Source organism: Glutamicibacter sp. MCAF14 (genome assembly GCF_052114325.1).
Taxonomy (GTDB): domain Bacteria; phylum Actinomycetota; class Actinomycetes; order Actinomycetales; family Micrococcaceae; genus Glutamicibacter; species Glutamicibacter arilaitensis.
Genome location: NZ_JBFREO010000001.1, coordinates 22753 through 40937, shown reverse-complemented (window position 1 = coordinate 40937; position 18185 = coordinate 22753). Strand labels below are relative to the sequence as shown.

Annotated in this window: 17 protein-coding genes and 1 riboswitch; of the genes, 7 read left to right on the top strand and 10 right to left on the bottom strand. The window is 61.6% G+C overall.

The window, feature by feature from the left end; translation table 11 throughout:
- Window positions 1–17: 17 nt before the first annotated feature.
- The 5 genes from thiD to AB4Y71_RS00180 form a co-directional block, all read right to left on the bottom strand.
- Complete coding sequence (gene thiD / locus AB4Y71_RS00200; protein ID WP_441717123.1) at window positions 18–1442, bottom strand: bifunctional hydroxymethylpyrimidine kinase/phosphomethylpyrimidine kinase; 1425 nt, start codon at window positions 1440–1442, stop codon at window positions 18–20.
- On the bottom strand, window positions 1439–2080 hold the full coding sequence (gene thiE, locus AB4Y71_RS00195; protein ID WP_441717121.1) for a thiamine phosphate synthase: 642 nt from the start codon (window positions 2078–2080) through the stop codon (window positions 1439–1441). The genes thiD and thiE overlap by 4 nt, the downstream gene beginning before the upstream one ends.
- The gene (gene thiM / locus AB4Y71_RS00190; RefSeq protein WP_441717119.1) at window positions 2073–2867 is read right to left on the bottom strand and encodes a hydroxyethylthiazole kinase; all 795 of its coding nucleotides are present in this window, start codon (window positions 2865–2867) and stop codon (window positions 2073–2075) included. Before thiM ends, thiE begins: the two co-directional genes overlap by 8 nt.
- Window positions 2857–2951: riboswitch (TPP riboswitch) on the bottom strand. Its footprint overlaps the gene before it by 11 nt.
- A gap of 37 nt (window positions 2952–2988) precedes the next feature.
- Window positions 2989–3354: a GntR family transcriptional regulator gene (locus AB4Y71_RS00185; RefSeq protein WP_441717117.1), complete on the bottom strand. Its 366-nt coding sequence runs from the start codon at window positions 3352–3354 to the stop codon at window positions 2989–2991.
- Window positions 3351–4880: a hypothetical protein gene (locus AB4Y71_RS00180; protein ID WP_441717115.1), complete on the bottom strand. Its 1530-nt coding sequence runs from the start codon at window positions 4878–4880 to the stop codon at window positions 3351–3353. The genes AB4Y71_RS00185 and AB4Y71_RS00180 overlap by 4 nt, the downstream gene beginning before the upstream one ends.
- Window positions 4881–4969: 89 nt before the next feature.
- Between AB4Y71_RS00180 and AB4Y71_RS00175 the strand changes: the two genes are divergently transcribed.
- On the top strand, window positions 4970–6403 hold the full coding sequence (locus AB4Y71_RS00175; RefSeq protein WP_441717113.1) for an aldehyde dehydrogenase family protein: 1434 nt from the start codon (window positions 4970–4972) through the stop codon (window positions 6401–6403).
- A gap of 79 nt (window positions 6404–6482) precedes the next feature.
- Window positions 6483–7931 (top strand): amino acid permease, encoded by a 1449-nt coding sequence (locus AB4Y71_RS00170; RefSeq protein WP_441717111.1) that lies wholly within the window; start codon window positions 6483–6485, stop codon window positions 7929–7931.
- Here the strand turns inward: AB4Y71_RS00170 and pgm are convergent.
- A complete protein-coding gene (pgm, locus tag AB4Y71_RS00165; RefSeq protein WP_441717109.1) occupies window positions 7928–9565 on the bottom strand; it encodes a phosphoglucomutase (alpha-D-glucose-1,6-bisphosphate-dependent) in 1638 nt (545 codons plus the stop codon). The genes AB4Y71_RS00170 and pgm overlap by 4 nt on opposite strands.
- 17 nt (window positions 9566–9582) lie before the next feature.
- On the opposite strand from pgm, the gene AB4Y71_RS00160 reads away from it, so the two are divergent.
- The gene (locus tag AB4Y71_RS00160; protein WP_134778963.1) at window positions 9583–9906 is read left to right on the top strand and encodes a DUF4190 domain-containing protein; all 324 of its coding nucleotides are present in this window, start codon (window positions 9583–9585) and stop codon (window positions 9904–9906) included.
- Between the two features lie 80 nt (window positions 9907–9986).
- Here AB4Y71_RS00160 and AB4Y71_RS00155 read toward each other — a convergent pair whose 3' ends face one another.
- A complete protein-coding gene (locus tag AB4Y71_RS00155) occupies window positions 9987–11444 on the bottom strand; it encodes a peptide MFS transporter (RefSeq protein ID WP_441717107.1) in 1458 nt (485 codons plus the stop codon).
- A gap of 52 nt (window positions 11445–11496) precedes the next feature.
- Window positions 11497–12843, bottom strand: a complete 1347-nt coding sequence (locus tag AB4Y71_RS00150) for an amidase (RefSeq protein ID WP_441717105.1) — start codon at window positions 12841–12843, stop codon at window positions 11497–11499.
- A gap of 67 nt (window positions 12844–12910) precedes the next feature.
- Here AB4Y71_RS00150 and AB4Y71_RS00145 point away from each other — a divergent pair, with 67 nt between their 5' ends.
- Both AB4Y71_RS00145 and pheA read left to right on the top strand, forming a co-directional pair.
- Window positions 12911–13237, top strand: coding sequence for a rhodanese-like domain-containing protein (locus tag AB4Y71_RS00145; protein ID WP_013347463.1), 327 nt, complete (start codon window positions 12911–12913; stop codon window positions 13235–13237).
- The gene (gene pheA / locus AB4Y71_RS00140) at window positions 13234–14157 is read left to right on the top strand and encodes a prephenate dehydratase (RefSeq protein ID WP_013347464.1); all 924 of its coding nucleotides are present in this window, start codon (window positions 13234–13236) and stop codon (window positions 14155–14157) included. Before AB4Y71_RS00145 ends, pheA begins: the two co-directional genes overlap by 4 nt.
- 70 nt (window positions 14158–14227) lie before the next feature.
- Here pheA and AB4Y71_RS00135 read toward each other — a convergent pair whose 3' ends face one another.
- Complete coding sequence (locus tag AB4Y71_RS00135) at window positions 14228–15274, bottom strand: diacylglycerol/lipid kinase family protein (RefSeq protein WP_102598790.1); 1047 nt, start codon at window positions 15272–15274, stop codon at window positions 14228–14230.
- Between the two features lie 38 nt (window positions 15275–15312).
- Between AB4Y71_RS00135 and serS the strand changes: the two genes are divergently transcribed.
- Both serS and AB4Y71_RS00125 read left to right on the top strand, forming a co-directional pair.
- Window positions 15313–16590 carry a serine--tRNA ligase gene (gene serS / locus AB4Y71_RS00130; RefSeq protein ID WP_102598789.1) on the top strand — a complete coding sequence of 426 codons (1278 nt, stop codon included), beginning with the start codon at window positions 15313–15315 and terminating at the stop codon, window positions 16588–16590.
- A 124-nt stretch (window positions 16591–16714) separates the two neighbouring features.
- Window positions 16715–17545, top strand: coding sequence for an HAD family hydrolase (locus AB4Y71_RS00125; protein WP_102598788.1), 831 nt, complete (start codon window positions 16715–16717; stop codon window positions 17543–17545).
- Window positions 17546–17563: 18 nt separating this feature from the next.
- Here the strand turns inward: AB4Y71_RS00125 and AB4Y71_RS00120 are convergent, their stop codons facing one another.
- A complete protein-coding gene (locus AB4Y71_RS00120) occupies window positions 17564–18166 on the bottom strand; it encodes a hypothetical protein (RefSeq protein WP_441717104.1) in 603 nt (200 codons plus the stop codon).
- Window positions 18167–18185 lie beyond the last annotated feature (19 nt).

Sequence of the window (18185 nt, the reverse complement as noted above, 5' to 3'; positions counted from 1 at the left end):
CCCGGGCCCTGCGCGTTTTAGGCCGTAGAGAATTCTACTCGGTTCTCATGGGCCTGCGCGAAGAACGATCGCTCATGTTCCGCAGAACGGACAAATGCGGCCTCCATGCGTGCGCGCAGCTGCCCATCGGCCTGCTCGTAGGCCTGGCGGACCATCTCGATGGCCTTGGCGGTCGCGGAATCGAATTCCTGGGAGGCATAGGTGTCCAGCCATTGCCGGTAAGGATGCTGGTCATGGTTGGCCGCCGCCAGCCGCTTGCCGATGTCCTGGTAGAGCCAGTAGCACGGCAGGATCGCGGCAATCAGCTCGCCGTAGCTGTCTTGGCTTGCGGTCAGGTGGTTGGTGTAGTTCAGCGTGGTGGCACTGGGCTCTTCGCAGAATTCCTCCACGTAGCTGCGGTGCAGCTGTAGCTCGCCGTCCAGGATGCTGTTGGCCCCGCGCGCCCAGAAGCGCTGGGCGGCCAGATCCGGGGCCATGGAGCTGGCCAGGGACAGGACCTTGGCGTAGCGCAGCAGATACAGCGCATCCTGGGAGATGTAGTAGTGGAAGTCCTCTGGCTCCAAGGTGCCCTGCGATAGCTGGGTGATGAAATCCAGCTGGTCGATATCCTCGCGGATGTGCTGGATCTTGGCCCACCAGTGGCCCATGGGATCTGCCGTACCGAAGAAGCCGATGAAGTGGTTGACCGGTCCGTGGCCGCTGCCCACCTGCAATTGGTCGGCTGCGGCAATGGCCCGGTCAAGGTAGGACTTTGACTGTTCCAAGGCGATGCTCCAGTCGCCGGTGGCCGCAAAGCGGGTAGCCAGGGTGCTGGAGAGGGTGCAGCCGGTGCCGTGGGTATTGCTGGTGGCATGGCGCGGGCCGTTGAGCTCAAGCTGAACGCCGTTGGCTGAGACCAGCGCATCGGGGCACTGTGCCCCGGCCAGATGCCCGCCCTTGGCCAGCACCAGGGCATCGTGCTTGGCCGCCAGGCGCTGGGCCTGGGACAGAACTTCCTCCCATGCGCTGGCCACTGGTTCGCCCAGCAAGCTGGCAAGCTCCAGGATGTTCGGGGTGATCACCGTGGCACGGTCCAGCAACGAATCAAGGGCTGAATGATCCTCAAGCAGGCGGTCCCCGCTGGTGGCGACCATGACCGGGTCCAGGACTACCGGGGCGTTGATAGTTTCCAGCCAGCTGGTCACTGCGCGGATGACCTCGGAGTTGGCGAGCATCCCGATCTTGATGGCGTCGATGCGAATATCTGTACTAATGGCTTCAAGCTGCGCGAGGACAAAGTCGCCGCTGACCGCCTGGACGCCGGAAACCCCGTGGGTGTTCTGCGCGGTCAGTGCGGTGATGACGCACATGCCATAGCCGCCGTTGGCGGAAATGGCCTTCAAATCTGCCTGGATTCCCGCTCCGCCGGAAGGATCGGAGCCTGCAATGGACAAGATATTCACTTGGCCGCCTCCCATGCCGCCACCAGCTGCGCGCTGGCCTGCTGCGGATCTTCGGCATTGCAGATGGCGCGAACCACGGCCATGCCCGCTCCGCCGCCGGCGCTGATCGCGGCGGCATCGTCCTGGGTCAGCGCGCCGATGGCGACGCAGGGTAATTGAGTTAGGGTGGTGGCCCGGGCAAAGCCCTCAAGCCCCAGGGGCGTGGGGTGGTCCTTTTTAGTCGGAGTGGCGCGGATGGCTCCGACTCCCAGGTAGTCAATCAACGAAGCGTCCGCATTCGCCTGGGCCAGCTGCTCGTCCGTGGAAGCGCTCAAGCCGAGGATCCCGTTGCCGATGAGCTGGCGGGCCAGCGCCACCGGCACATCCTTTTGCCCGATGTGGATGCCGTTCACGGCGGCTCCGGCAGCCCGTGCCGCGAGGTAGACGTCGATCCGGTCGTTGATTAGCAGCTGGGCTTTGCCCTCGGTGAGCTTGGCGGCCGCGCAGGACAGTTCGAAGAATTCCCGGGCGCTTTCTTCCTTGGCGCGAAGCTGGATCCATTCGATCCCTCCGGCGACCGCGCCTTCGATGACTTCCAGGGTGCTGCGCGGGGTGCAGCTGGCGGTGTTGGCAACTAGGTAGGCACCGTAGTTATGCATGGTTCACTTCCTCGTACTTCAAGTTCTGCAGTTCTTCGGGTTCGGTAGCAGCCAGTGCATCCAGGAATGCGACGGCGAAGCTTCCCGGGCCGGTGCTGGCCTCCAGTGCCTTCTCGGCGGCTAGGCCATAGAAGCCGTGGGCGGCGATGGTGGCTTCGAATGGGTCATCGTGCACCGCGAGCATGCCAGCGCAGAAAGCGCCCAAGGCGCAGCCTCCTCCGGTCATCCGGGTCAGGCCGACGCCGTTGGTGTGCACCAGTACGGTGCGCGTGGCATCAATGATGGCGTCGGATTCACCGGAAATTGCCACCACGCAGCCATGCTCTTGTGCAAGCTCGCGGCCAGCATCCAGGGCCGCGGAAACAGTATCCAGAGCATCTACGCCGCGACCGGTGGAGCTCTTCCCGGCCAGTGCCAGGATTTCCGAAGCGTTGCCGCGAATCAGGGCAGGGCGTTGGGTCACGAGGCGCCGGGCGAAGTCGGTGCGTACCGGCAAAGCTCCCACGGCCACCGGGTCCAAGACCCACGGGGTGCCTGCGGCGCTCGCCGAATGCACGGCCTCATCCATGGCGGTGAGCTGTTCGGTGGTTGGCGTACCCAGGTTCACCAGCACGGCCGAAGCAACTTCTGCAAAAGGGCCGGCTTCGCCTGGCAGGTCGGTCATCGCCGGTGAAGCGCCCGATGAGAGCAGCATATTGGCGGTGAAGTTGGATACGACGGTATTGGTCAGGCAGAAAACCAAAGGTGATTGTTGCCGGTATTTCAGGGCAACGGCATGTAAAGCCATGCGACATCCCTCCGCTAGCGTGAACTAGATCAGGTTCTACGGGTCTTATCTCAGTCGGCTTCTCCGACACCCCGTGTCACTGCCCTTGAGCGTACGCACCTAGAGCGTCCACGACAAGTTTTTAACGTTCGCGCCGCGCCACCAGGGCCTTGAGGGTTGCGGCATCCACCTGCTGGGCGGATGCCAATTCCCAGAGATGGTCTACTGCGGCCAAGAGATCCTCACTAGGGTCCACCGAGTGCGCACGCTCATTGACCACCGTGCCGGCACGCCGCCGTGAGCTGATCAGCCCTTCGGCTTCCAATTCCTTGTAGGCGCGCGCCACGGTTCCGGCGGCAACACCGAGGTCCGTGGCCAGGGCACGCACGGTCGGAAGCTTGGCCCCGGCAGCCAGCTCACCTAGGGAAATCAATGAAGCAATCTGCGAGCGGATCTGCTCATAGGGAGGGGTCGCTGCCTGGAGGTCGACTCTGATCTGCGAGCTCATGAAGTACTTGACCGTTGGGGCGAAGGCACGAAGGCGCTGCCCGGGCGCTCAAGGACAATTACCGCTGGGACAACAAAGATCAGCAATGCAAAGAGTCCCAACCCTGCCGGGAACCCATAGCCAATGAGCAGCATGGCCGCCACTGCGCTGGCGGTAACCCGCATCGAACGCAATTCCAGAACCCTGCGGTACCAGATTTCTTCGGCAGCCGAGACGCACCAGGGAATAATTACCCGGCGGGCAAGCCATGTGAATCCACCATGGGAGGCCAGCAGCAAGAGGAGTAGCCCGGCAACAATCACCTTGCTCGGGGATGCGAAGCCCCATAGGTAATCCAAGGGCGGATAAAGCAAGAAGTAGGTGCTGGTGGCAAGCAGCAGGCCCGCACAGGCGTAGGACCACCACGGCAGCGGTGCCGAATGCTTTTCAGCGGCTGCCGCCTGTCGAGATGCCCAATTCATGTAGCCCAGGTACAAGGCATTCAGCCCAAGGTACAGCATCGCAGCTGCCGTGAAGAGGGCGAGGATCCACGTGGTGCGCTGGGCGCTGGGCCATTGGGTTTCATCGGTGACAGTCAAGAAGGTCCAGCCGATTGCGAGGCCGAGCAAGGCCAGCGTTGCAGTGGAGTATTGCAAAACGAATAGCTGTTCACGCAGACGTCCAAAAGCGGTCGGCGCCTTGGCAGCGGAATGAGCTTTCAATGTTGAACGCGGTCCCCAGAAGAATAAGGTGAGGCCCACGGCAAGAGCGCTGTAGTTCAATAATGCGTTCTGGTCAGTGAATAGATTGACCTGTGAATAGTTGAGCACCGACACGGTGAACGCCAGCAGCACGATACCGGTATTGCGCAGCAAGCGGTTAAGCCAGACAGTGCGCAGCGCCTGGTTATCCTCGCTGGTGATACCGGCCAAGGGGCGCCTTCTCAAGATGGCCGCCGCAACCACGGCGGCGGCCACGACGATGCCCGCCAGAGCCACGATGAAGATCGGGAGCATCTGGAGGCCCGATAGTTGCCCGTCCGTTGCGATACCCGACTCGTACATGGAGTATCCGCCCGAATCAACGGAGGTTATTTCAGTGGCAGGGACGCCGATGCGTCCTTCGACCGTGGAAGCCGGCCATAACGACCCCACGGCGGCCAGCAGCAGCAGCCCGACAAAAATCCCGAGCGACTTAGGGAAGGGGGTGGCCAGGGTGCGGGCTTCGAGCGAAGCGGTGCGCACCGGCTGCAATTCCTTGGGCCAGGTGAACAAGCCGATCATATAGACCAAGGGAACCCAGATTCCCGGGGTGAGCGCCTCGATGAAGGCAGAACTTGGATTCGGTTCGGAAACCGGAATGCTCCATGTCCTGGACAGGTCCCACGAGGTTGAAGCGAAGAATGCGATTAAAGCGCACCAGAATGAGTGCGACTGGGCTCGGTCGATCGCCGGGGCCCCGCGCCGGTGAGCTACAGAGCGCAGCCATGCGTAGATGATGGCTGCCACGACAGCAATGGAGGCGGCGCTCGCCGAGAACTGGGTCATGAACATTAATGTATCAAAGGCTTGATACATATTGAATACGTTGGCGAATTAAATAATGAATATCTGCCGCGGTGACGTACGCTCAAAACATGGGTCTGTTTACTTCCACTCCGTTGCCCGAACCGGTTGGTGATTCCGCACCTCCGGTGGACGAGCATCCATCACGCATTGCCACGGTTCTGAGCCACTTGCGGCGTTCTGCCGATACCCGCATCACGCATCCGCGGCGCTTCCGCTTGCAGCAGCTCAAGGCCCTGGAAAAGATGCTCGAAGAGCATGTGGATGACTTTGTCCAGGCCCTGGCCGAGGACTTGGGCAAGAGCGCCACCGAGGCCAAATTCTCCGAAATTGACGTGGTGCGCGCGGAAATAGACTTCGCCCAACGCCACCTCGTTGAGTGGATGGACTCCACGAGTGTGAAGGTCCCGCTGGCGCTTCAGCCTGCAATGGCCAAAATTGAACCGCGCCCGCTGGGAGTTGTGCTGATTATCGGTGCATGGAACTATCCGGTTCAGCTGGTGCTGGCACCGCTGGTCGCGGCGATTGCCGCCGGTAACGCAGCGGTGATCAAGCCTTCGGAACTGGCCCCTGCCACCTCCGGTGCCTTGGCCAAGTTCCTCCCGGTATACCTGGACGAACGTGTTTACGCGGTAGTCGAGGGCGGAGTGGATACTTCCACCGAACTGCTTGCCGCGCGCTGGGATCATATTTTCTATACCGGTGGCGAGCGGGTTGCCAAGATTGTCGCGGCGGCCGCGGCGAAGCATCTGACACCGACGACCTTGGAGTTGGGCGGAAAGTCGCCAGCAGTAGTCGAGAACGATTCCTTGGCCACTGCCAAGCGATTGGCCTATGCCAAATTCATGAATGCGGGACAGACCTGCGTGGCGCCGGATTATGTGATCAGCGTGGGCGACAGCACCGAACTCATTAAGCGTCTGGGCCAAGCGATCACCAGCTTCTACGGCAAGGAACCGCTGACCCATCCGGATTACGGGCGGATCGTCAGCCGCAAGCACTTTGACCGGCTCATGTCGATGCTTGAGCAAGGCGAAGTAGTTTTCGGCGGGGAATACGATGAAGAAACCCTGCGCATCGCGCCGAGCATCATGCGCGATGTGGACCTTGAAGCAACGCTGATGACTGAAGAAATCTTCGGTCCAATCCTTCCGGTGATTGAAGTGGAGAACTTTGAAGAAGCGCTGGAATTCATTGCTCGCAGGCCCTCTCCGCTGGCCGCTTACCTGATGAGCGAAAGCCCGCGGCTGCAGTCGATATTTTCTGACCGGGTGCGCGCAGGCGCTATCGTGCACAACGCGCCACTGGCCCAAATGATCATCCCAACCCTGCCTTTTGGCGGCATTGGTCCTAGCGGTATGGGCACTTATCACGGCAAGCATGGTTTCGACAGGCTTTCGCAGATGCGCTCTGAACTCAACAAAACGACCGTCGTTGATACCTTGAGCGCAATATATCCTCCGTATTCATGGGCTAAGCGAAAGATTATTGATCGCTTACTGTAGCGCGGTTCATAGCGTTTTAGCTTGTCAGGGTGCTTGGATGGATAGGTTGGAAATTTTCAAGCATCAGGAGATGTAACGCATGACTGAGCCCGCACCGTCTCAGGACGGTCTGAAGCGTGGCCTCAAAGCACGCCATATGCAGATGATTGCTATTGGCGGCTCGATTGGTACCGGACTATTTGTCGCGTCCGGCGGCACCATTGCCCAAGCAGGACCCGGTGGGTCACTGGTGGCCTACGCACTGATCGGCATGATGGTGCTGCTCCTGATGCAGTCACTGGGTGAAATGAGCGCCCGGCTCCCGGTAGCCGGCTCGTTCCAGACCTACGCGTCGGTCTTCGTGAACCGCCACTTCGGCTTCGCGATCGGCTGGAACTACTGGTTCAACTGGGCCATCACCGTGGCCGCTGAACTGGTGGCTGCTGGCATCATCATGTCCTACTGGTTCCCCGATACACCGGGATGGATCTGGGCAGGGCTCTTCCTGATCCTGCTCACCGGATTGAACGCGCTGTCGGCCAAGGCCTTCGGCGAGGGCGAATACTGGCTGGCCGCGATCAAGGTCATCACCGTCGTGGTCTTCTTGATCTGCGGCGTCGCGATGATCTTCGGCATCTTGGGGGATTCAACCCCGGGATTCAGCAACTGGACCGATGGTGAAGCTCCCTTTGTGGGCGGCTGGCTGTCCATTGTCTCGGTCTTCATGATCGCTGGCTTCTCATTCCAGGGTACCGAGCTGATCGGCGTTGCCGCCGGTGAAGCCGAGAACCCGAAGCGCGATATCCCCAAGGCCATCAAGGCGATCTTCTGGCGCATCATGCTCTTCTACATCGGCGCGATCTTCGTCATCGGCATGCTGATCCCGTACCTGGATCCTTCGCTGCTGTCTTCCGAAGCTTCGGATATCACCACCTCGCCATTCACCCTGGTCTTCGAGCGTGCAGGCGTGGCCTTCGCTGCTGCGCTGATGAACGCCGTGATCCTCTCGGCCATCCTCTCGGCGGGCAACTCCGGACTATATGCCTCATCACGCATGCTTTATTCGATGGCGCTCGACGGCAAGGCACCAAAGATCTTTGCCCGCTTGAACAAGCGCGGCGTACCGATGCCGGCAATGCTCTTGACCGCCTCGGTAGGCCTCTTTGGTTTCCTGACCGCCATTGTCGGACAGGGTTCGGCCTACACGTGGCTGCTGAACGTATCCGGCCTTTCCGGCTTTATCGCCTGGATAGGTATCGCGGTGTGCCACTACAAGTTCCGCAAGGCGTATATCGCCAGCGGCCAGGACCTGGCGAACCTTCCGTACAAGGCGCCGCTGTTCCCATTGGGCCCGGTCCTAGCCTTCGTCATCCTGATCGTGGTCATTGCAGGCCAGAACTACCAAGCCGTCCTCGACGGCAACCTGCTGCAGATGGCTTCCAGCTATGTCGGCCTGCCGATCTTCTTGCTGCTGTGGCTGGGCCACTGGCTGGCTACCCGCAAGCAGCCAGCCGAGTTCATCGACCCATGGACCGCAAAGCTGAACTAGCCAGTTAGCGCAGCGTCAACTATCACCCGGGCCTCTGCCAGCACCTGCTGCAGATGCTCGGGTGATTTTGTTGATTCAGCATAAATTTTGTAGATGTCTTCGGTGCCCGAAGGACGCGCGGCAAACCATGCGTGCTCACTGGAGACCTTCAGTCCGCCAATGGCGAAGCCAGCAGCTTCCGTCACCTTGGCGGTAATCGTGTCGCCGGCCAGCTCGGTGGCGGCCACCATCGAGGCATTCAGCTTGGAGAGCAACGCCTTCTGCTCGCGATCAGCCGGCGCATCGAAGCGGTCATAGAAGCTTGCGCCATGGCGCTGGACCAGCTGCGCATGCAGCTGGCTTGGGCTCTTGCCGGTGACCGCACGGATCTCGGACGCCAGCAGAGCCAGCATCAACCCATCCTTATCGGTGCTGAACGCCTTGCCGGAGAAGTCCAGGAAGCTCGCCCCAGCGGACTCCTCACCGCAGAAAGCGACCATTCCTGAAGACAGCGGTTCAACGAAGTACTTGAACCCGACAGGCACCTCGCGCAGCGTCCGGCCGTGGGAGGCCACCACCTTGTCGATAAGCACCGACGAGACCAGGGTTTTGCCGATCTGCGCATCTGCTGGCCAGTGCTCGCGATGGGTCAGCAGGTAGTCGATGGCCACGGCCAGGAACTGGTTCGGATTCATCAGCCCTGCATCCGGGGTGACGATGCCGTGGCGGTCTGCATCCGCATCGTTGCCGGTGGCGATGTCGTACTTCTCGCGGTTGGCCACCAAGGAGGCCATGGCGTGGGCCGAGGAGCAGTCCATGCGGATCTTGCCATCTTTATCAAGGGTCATGAAGCCGAAGCGCGGGTCAACGGATTCGTTGACCACTTCCAGATTCAAGCCATAGCGGCGGCCGATTTCGCCCCAGTAATGCACCGAAGCTCCGCCCAGCGGGTCCGCTCCGATGGAAATGCCCGAGGCTGCGATGGCCTTGAAGTCGATGACTGCAGCCAAGTCGGTGATGTACAGCTCGCGGAAGTCGAACGGACGGGCGCTTGGCTCGCCTCGCTTGATCTGGCCGTTGGCCAATAGCTCATTGGCGCGGGCGGCAATGGGCCCGGTGATCTCGGATTCGGCCGGGCCGCCATGCGGCGGGTTGTACTTGATGCCGCCGTCGGCTGGCGGATTGTGCGAAGGCGTGATGATCAAGCCGTCTGCCTGCTCGCCGCCCTCGGCGTTATGCACCAGGATTGCATGGCTCACGGCAGGGGTGGGCGTCAGTCCGTCTTCAGCCAGCACCGTGACGCCGTTGCCTGCCAGCACCTCCAGCGCAGTGCGGTAGGCAGGCTCGGACAGTGCGTGGCTGTCCTTGCCCACGTACATCGGGCCGGTGATCCCAGCGCCGTTGCGGTAGTCCACCACAGCCTGGGTAATCGCCGCGATATGCGCTTCGTTGAAGGTGCCGTTCAGCGAGGAACCGCGGTGCCCTGAGGTGCCGAAGATGACCGCTTGTCCGGGGTTGCTGGCCGAAGGCGTGATGCTGCTGTAGGCATCGAGCACCTCCTGAAGATTAATGAGGTCGGATTCGGTTGCTGGTTCTCCAGCTCGAAGGTGTGCCACAGATTGCCTTTCAGGTTGATGCGCGTAACGCGGATCCATAGAAGAATGGTAGGCAAATGAGCTATTACCCGTATCCGCAGAACCCCTATCAACGACCGCCAGAGTCCGCCAGCCTGTCGGTGGCTTCCCTGGTGCTGGGTATCTTGTCGTTGCTGGGCTTCTCTGTCATTATCCTTGTTCCGTTGGCAGGAGTCATCACAGGACACCTGGCTTATCGGCGCGAACCTGCTTCCCGCGGGCTATCGCTGGCCGGGCTGATCACCTCATGGGTCGGATTAGCCCTTGCCATCGTCATTTATGCCGCGGTGATCTGGTTCTTCTGGGCGGTATCCACAGGCTTCGGCTACGACTCGTATTACGAGAACACGACCCTGTCCTAAGCCCAGGACGGATAACCCCCGGGCATGCAAAAGGCGGTTGGACCAAACTGGACCAACCGCCTTCAACGTGCTCGAACCTTTTAGAGGATCGGGCCCATCAGCTTCTTCAGGGCCGGGGTAGCTGCCATCATGGCAACACCCAGGACGACAGCGGTGCCGCCCATGGCGATGAAGTAAGGGATCTCGTTACCCTCGGTGTAGTAGCCGGCCAGCACGCCGGACAAGGTGGTGCCCAGCGATACCGACAGGAAGAACAATGCGATCATCTGGGTGCCGAAAGCGGCCGGAGCCAGCTTGGTGGCAATGGCCTGGCCCACTGGCGAAAGCAGCAGCTCGGCAAAGGTGCACAGCAGCAAGATGCCCACCAGTGCCAGCAGCGGGGTCTTCACGAAGGATTCCAGCGGGATGAACAGCAAGAAGGCCGCACCCACAACTACCAATGCCAGGCCGAACTTCATCGAAGTGCGCGGCTGGCGCTTGCCCAGCTTGGTCCACAACGCGGCGAAGATGCCGGCGAAGATGATGATGAAGACCGGGTTGATCGAGGTGACCCAGCTCGGCGGCATTTCCCAGCTGCCCAAGTGGCGGTCGAGACGCTGGTCCGAGTAGGCAGCGATGAAGGTGAACTGCTGCTGGAACAGGGCCCAGAAGGCAGCCGAACCGATGTAGAACGGAATGAACGCCCAGACCTGCTTGCGCTCGGTGGCGTCAACCTTCTTGCTGCGCAGGATCAGTGCGAAGTAGATGATCGAAGCGGCGATGACCACGTAGGCGATGGTGCTTGCCAGGTTTTCCGGGGTCACGATCTTGGAGGCGAAAGCGGCGACGATCAGAACGATCACGGCAGCGAAGATGACCACGTAGCGCTTGCGCTCAGCGGCTGGCAGCGGGTTGCTTGGGATGCGTCCGGATTCCGGAAGGTTCTTGCGTCCCACCGCGTAGATGCCCAGGCCGATGCCCATGCCAACTGCTGCGGCAGCGAAGCCGATGTGGAAGCCGTAGGCAACCTGCAGCCAACCGGTGAGCAGTGGGCCAAGCAGGCCACCGATGTTCACGCCCATGTAGAACAGGGAGAAGCCGGCGTCGATGCGTGGATCGTCCTTGGAATACAGGGAACCGACCAGGGCCACGGCGTTGGCCTTCAGGCCGCCGGAGCCGACTGCTACGAAGATCAGGCCGATAACCAGTCCGGTGTAGCCAGGCAGAAGCGCCAGGCCGATGTGGCCGATCATGATCGCTATAGCGGAGAAGAACAGGACCCGTTCCGAACCGTACAGGCGGTCAGAGAGCCATGCGCCCAGAATGGTGGACAGGTAAACGGCGCCGCCGTAGGCGCCGACCAGGGACAGAGCCAGGGCCTGGTCCATTCCCAGGCCACCGTCGGTGACCGAGTAGTACATGTAGTAAGCCGGCAAGCCCTGCATGCCGTAGAAGGAGAAGCGTTCCCACATTTCCACGCTGAAGAGGCTTGCGAGCGCGCCGGGATGGCCGAAGAAGGTCTTCCCGGAAGCTTTGGTGCTCGTTGTTGCAGTAGACATACGTAACATTTTTCGCTTTTGTCCACCCGAGTACCTACTTATATGGGAAAGGTCACAGCTGTATCTGAGTGGCCAGCGCGAGCAGCAGCCCCTCGTCGGAGCGCGGGGAAATCAGCTGAATACTCATTGGTAACCCCTCCTTGGAGTGACCCACCGGGATGGTGATGGCAGCTACTGAGGCGACGTTCACCATCGAGGTATAGGGCGTGTACTGGCACTGCAACATATAATCCACATCGGCCGTGGATTGTGTATAGTGCCCGATCCTCGGTGGGATCGAAGCCATGGCAGGGGTAGCCACCACGTCGAAAGCGGACCACTGGCGCACGAAATCCGCCGCAATCTGCTTCAACCTCGATCCGGCCTGCAGGCTCTGTTCCAGCGAGCGGTCAGCGGCACGGCCGCGGAAGTCCCTGGCCAGCTCACCGAGCAGCGAATCATCGGAAACCGGAACGTTCTTCAGCCCATTGGTCCACACCGCCGCGAAGGTTTCAGGATAATCCTCGGCATAGTGCAGATCGGCTGGCTCGACGCGGTGGCGTTGCCCCAGGCGTTCAAGGCCCTGGGTAAAGGCGTCCCTGGCTTCGGGCGCCAGCGAAATCTCATAGACCGGTTCAAAAGGAGAATGGGTGCTGTACCCGATTTTCAAGTCGGACAGGCGCTCGGGATAGCTTCCCTGCAGCAGTGGCAGGTAATGGTCCTTGCCGCGCATGGCATCAAGCAGCAGGGCTGCATCCAAAGCATCATGGGCCAACGGGCCGGAGACTGCCAGTTTCGGGGCTCCCATGGGGTCGTTGTAGCCATCAAGGACATCGCTGGGAATGCGTCCCAATGAGGGCTTGAGTCCAACCAGTCCGCAGGCCGCCGCGGGGATGCGAACCGAACCGCCGCCATCGGATCCCGGTCCCAGCGGAATCATGCCGGCGGCAATGGCCGCGGCCTGCCCGCCGGAGGATCCGCCGGAAGAGCGCGTGGGATCCAGTGGATTACGTGATGGGGCAGCGACGAGGTTCTCCGAATAGCTGCTCAACCCGAACTCCGGAACCTGCGTCTTGCCCAGGATCACCACCCCTTCGCAGCGCAGCCGGGCCACCAGTGAATGGTCGCGTTCGGCTACCGTTGTCGGCATGGCCGCGGTGCCGTAGGTGGTGGGCATCCCGGCCACCTCGTTCAGGTCCTTGAAGGCGGTGGGCAGTCCGTGCAGGCGGCCGATTTCCCCGCGGGCATGCGCCGCATCGGCCGCGGCCGCTGCTTCCATGGCATTTTCTGCCACGTGCACGAAAGCGCCTAGGTCCGCCTGCTCTTCGATGCGCGCAAGGCAGTGCTCGGTGACCTCGCGGCTTGAACGCTCGCCGCGGGCCAATTCGTCTCGCAATTTCAGGGCGCTTGAGGGAAACATGTCTGCTTTCGACGCAGGAAATGACTAGTCTTATAAGCAAACACCCTATGTGAGAGGAATGCCAGCCATGAGCGATTTCGAAACTGTCTCGGTCAACGATGTCCCGAAGGACGCCTTCATCCTTGATGTGCGCGAAGACTTCGAATGGGAAGCCGGACGAGCTGCCGGGGCCACCCACGTTGTGCTTGGCACCCTGCCAGAGCGCGTGGGCGAGCTGGACCCGGATGTCGATACCTACGTGATTTGCCGGACCGGCGGGCGTTCTGCGCAGGCCGCAGCATGGCTGACCGGCATGGGCTACACCGCGTTCAACATCGCCGGCGGTTCCGACGCATGGCTTGAAGCGGGCCTGCCGATGGAAGCCGAGAACGGCCAGGAGCCAACCGTACGATGAGCTATGCCTATCTGGGACCTGCCGGCACTTTCACCGAGTCGGCCCTGCTGCAGGTTCCCGGGGCAGCCGATGCGCAGCGGATTCCCGCATCCAGCGTCAACGTGGCCCTGTCCATGGTGCGCGAAGGCAGCGTGGAAGCGGCGATGGTTCCGATCGAGAACTCGGTAGAGGGCGGCGTTTCAGCCACTCTGGATGCGATCGCGCAGGGCGAGGCCCTGCAGATCGTCGCCGAAATCCTCGTTCCGATCTCTTTCGTGCTTGCCGTGCGCCCTGGCATCGATTCGCTGGAGCAGATCAAGCGGATCTCCACCCACGGGCATGCCTGGGCGCAGTGCCGCCTCTGGGCCGAAGCCAACATCCCGCAAGCGGCCTTCACCCCGGCCTCATCCACGGCCGCCGGCGCCCTGGCGCTCGAAGAGGCCGAACCGCCGCATGATGCGGCGATCTGCTCTCCGCTGGTGGCCCAGGAACGCGGCCTGAAGGTGCTGGCACGCGGGGTCGAAGACAACCAGGGAGCGGTCACCCGCTTCATCCTGGTCACCCGCCCCGGAAAGATCCCGGCACCGACCAAGGTGGATAAATCCACGCTGATCCTGCCGCTGCCAGAGGACCGTCCCGGTGCGCTGATGGAAATCCTGGAACAGTTCACCGCTCGCGGGGTGAACCTTTCACGCATTGAATCGCGTCCTACCGGCCAAGGGTTGGGGCAGTACTTCTTCTCCGTGGACTTCGAGGGCCATGTGGCCGATGAACGCGTGGCTGCGGCCTTATCCGGCTTGCACCGGCTCTCCCCGGAACTGCGCTTCCTGGGTTCCTACCCGGCCGCCGAAGGTGTCGAGCCTTTTGTCGATGCGCACAATTCCGACGCGGCGTTCAGCGAAGCCCGCGATTGGGTCAAGTCGCTGCGCGAACGCCTGTAAGCAGGCAACGCAAAGGCCTGGCCGGTTTCCCTTGATTGAAGGGAAGCCGGCCAGGCCTTTTTGGTGCAGGCTACGGGGTGCGCAGGCGCAGGGCGCTCGGGTTCACCGAGACCTGCAGTTCGTTGACCTGGCCGGTAGGGTCCCCGTCAATCTGGGTGTTCATCGGCTCATCGCAGCGCAGCGAAACCCCTGCGGTCTGGTAGAAGCTCATCACCGGAATCTTGTTCTTGGCGCGGAAGGCGGTCTTGAGCAGGATCCAGGTCCAGCCGGCGGCCGAGCGGGGCGAAAGGATCACCGCGTCCAGCACCCCGTCGTCGATCTTTGCGTCGGGCACGAAATCCAGGCCCTGCAGCTTGCCGCAGTTGGCGAAGAGCACCGAGCGGACCTTGCGGGTCTGCCAGTTCTCGTCATCTGCCAGCTTGAAGCTCACCTTCTTGCGCTGGCCGGGCAGCTGGCGCAAGCCGGCTTCGGAATAGGCCAGCCAGCCAACCTTGGACTTCAGTTCTTCATTGGTGTCATCAAACAGGTCGGCATCAGTTCCCACCCCGGCGATCACCAAGAACGCGTGGTCTGCCTGCTCTCCGTCCAGCAGCTTCAGCTTCATATGCCCGACGTCGATGCGCCGGACCATTCCGCGCACGGCAACCAGGGCTGCGGTGTGCAGGTCATCGAGGGGAATATCCACGTTGCGGGCCAGCAGGTTGCCGGTGCCCAGCGGAAGGATTCCCAAGGAAGCATCGGTGCCTTCGAGCACTTCCGCCACGGCGCGGATGGTTCCATCGCCGCCGGCAGCCAGAATTGTGTCGCATTGCGCATCCAGCGCTTCGCGGGCCGCATCCTGGCCGGCATTCTCCTTGGTCGTCTCAATGATCAGGGGGGCTTCCAGGCCCGCTTCGGCGCAGACGCGCTCCACGGCTTCCTTTGCTTCCTCAGCCCCTGACTTGGAAGGATTGATGACAATGGCAACCTTGGTGGCGGCTGCCTGTTCCGCTGCTTCGGGCTGCTTGACTAGCGGCTTGCTGTAGTGCGAAAGCTTGCGCACCGAATACCAACTGGTCGCCGCGGCGGCAGCTGCGGCAGCCACGGCAGAGAAAACGATCACACGATTTGTCTGCATAATGCTCTCATCGTACTCATGATTGCTACGCTTAAGATGTGATCGACCTTAAAATGCTCACCGAAAATCCGGATATGTACCGCGCCTCGCAACGCGCGCGCGGTGCCGACGAGTCGTTAATTGACCAGCTGCTGGCAGCTGACACGGCGCGTCGTGAAACCATTGCTACCTACGAGCGCCTGCGTGCCGAGCAGAATGCGTTCTCCAAGAAGGTCGGCAAGGCCAAGGGCGATGAACGCGCCGCCCTGCTTGCCGAGGTCAAGGAGCTCGCCGCTTCGGTCAAGTCTGCCCAGGCAGAGTCTGACGCGGCCGCTGCCAAGTGCACCGCACTGCAGCGCTCGATCCCGAACCTGATCATCGACGGCATCCCAGCCGGCGGCGAAGATGACTTCACTGTCGTCAAGCACGTAGGTACCGTTCGCGACTTCAAGGCCGAAGGGTTCGAGCCGCTGGACCACCTGCAGCTGGCTGAGAAGCTGGATGCCATCGATATGGAACGCGGCGCCAAGGTCTCCGGCTCGCGCTTCTACTTCCTCAAGGGTATCGGCGCCCGCTTGGAAATCGCGATGATGAACATGGCCCTGGACGTGGCCATGGAGCACGAGTTCATCCCGATGATCACCCCGACCCTGGTTCGCCCCGAAACCATGCAGGGCACCGGCTTCGATGTCGAGCACGACGACGAGATCTACAAGCTCGAGCGCGACAACATGTACCTGGTCGGCACCTCCGAGGTGGCCTTGGCCGGCTACCATGCCGATGAGATCATGGACCTGGCCGAAGGGTCGATCCGCTACGCCGGTTGGTCCTCCTGCTACCGCCGCGAGGCTGGTTCTGCCGGCAAGGACACCCGTGGCATCATCCGCGTGCACCAGTTCAACAAGCTGGAGATGTTCGTCTACACCAGTGTTGAGAACGCCGAGGCAGAGCACGCGAAGCTGCTGGCCATGGAAGAGGACATGCTTGGACGCATGGAACTTCCATACCGCGTGATCGACACCGCCGCCGGCGACCTGGGCATGAGCGCGGCCCGCAAGTTCGACTGTGAAGCTTGGGTTCCAACCCAGGACACCTTCCGCGAGCTGACCTCGACCTCCAACTGCACCACCTTCCAGGCCCGCCGCCTGAACATCCGCGAACGCGAGATCATCGACGGCAAGCCAGGAAAGACTCGTTCGGTGGCAACGCTGAACGGCACCTTGGCCACCACCCGTTGGATCGTCGCGATTCTGGAGAACCACCAGAACCCTGACGGCTCGGTCAACGTGCCAAAGGCCCTGCAGCCTTACCTTGGCGGACTCGAAGTCCTCAAGTAAATCAGGTTCCGCAAGTTGCCGGCCATCCATTGCTGATGGCCGGCAACTGCATTTAACCCGTTGTTAAGGTGCTCCTGTGCCGCGGGTCATCGCGAAATAGCGGCGGTGATGGTTAACTTGAGCCATGACAGTAATGGCAAAGATCGGCAACGACGACCGACTCGATAAGCAGAAATTGATGATTTGCCTTGATGTTGACGGAACTATCGTCAACCACCAGGGACAGATGAGCCAGCGGGTACGCGATGCGGCCCGGGCAGTGGTGGAACGAGGCCACGAAGTGGTCATTTCCACCGGACGTTCCCTCGGGGCAGCCTTGCCGGTGATGGAAGAGCTGGGCATCGACCACGGCTATGTGGTCGTGAGCAATGGCGGTGTGCTCGCCAAGGTCACCGGATCAGATATCGAAGTGATCCACCGCGAGGTCTTCGATCCTTCAGCAGCGCTCAAGGCGCTATGGAAGCAGCTGCCCAAAGCCAAGTACGCGCTGGAAAATGAGCGCGGCGAATTCCTTTCCAACGAGTCTTTTGGCGATGCCAGCTTTGGTGCCGAAACCAAGGTCGTGGATTTCGATGAATTGCTGGAGAACAAGGCCGTGCGCGTTGTCGTGTTCTCCACGGATAATACTGCCGAGGAGTTCGGCCATGCAGTGCAGGGCCTGGGCTTATCCGGGGTGACTTACTCGGTAGGCTGGACCGCTTGGCTGGATATCGCCGCCGACGGCACCACCAAGGCCAGCGGCCTGGAGCGACTGCGCGCCATCTTGAAGTTCGACCTGGCCGATTCCCTGGCCGTGGGCGATGGCCGCAACGACATTGAAATGCTCCAGTGGGCTGGCCACGGCGTGGCCATGGGCCAGGCGCCAGACGAGGTCAAGGACGCAGCAGATGCTGTGACCGAGGGCGTCGACGACGACGGTTTGGCGATCGTGCTCGAAGAACTGCTGCAGGACTAGCCTGCGGCGTGACGCCTTTTAGAGCTGGTCGGTGAATTCCAGCAACCGGGAGATGGCTGCCCGGGCGCCGAGCTCATCGTTGTAGCCCGATCGCACAATCGCGGCTGATACCGCCTGCGGGGTGATGCCCAAGATCTCGGCCACCGCCTTCTGCTGGCCGCGCACGCCCGGGGTGAGCAGATCCACCACGGACCATTCGGCTTCGGTGCGGGTGCGGATCCAATGGCCGAGCATGCGCAGCAGCCCCTCCAGCTCAGCATCCGTTTCATCGGTGCCCGAGGAAACGCAGATCGGTACGCGTTCCCCGCGATGGCTGGCCGCCTCAAGGGCACCGAGCGCGCGGCGCATTGCCTTGCCTTCCACCAGGTCCGCCTCGGCTGGCACCGGCTCATACAGGCTGCCGATGCCCAGCCCGATATTGCAGAAATTCAACCGCGTCACCCGCATCAGCGCATCCACCGCGGCCTCGGGATCCTTGGGCACGCCCAGCAGCAATTGCCCGCTCACTGCGGTGAACGGGGCATGGGTGTCCACTTCGGAGAGCTGATCCCACAATTGCTCGCTGGCGGCTGCAACATCGGTGACCGAGCGGGGCCGGGGGCTGAGCGCAACGACAAACATGTTTCCAGTATTGCGTGCA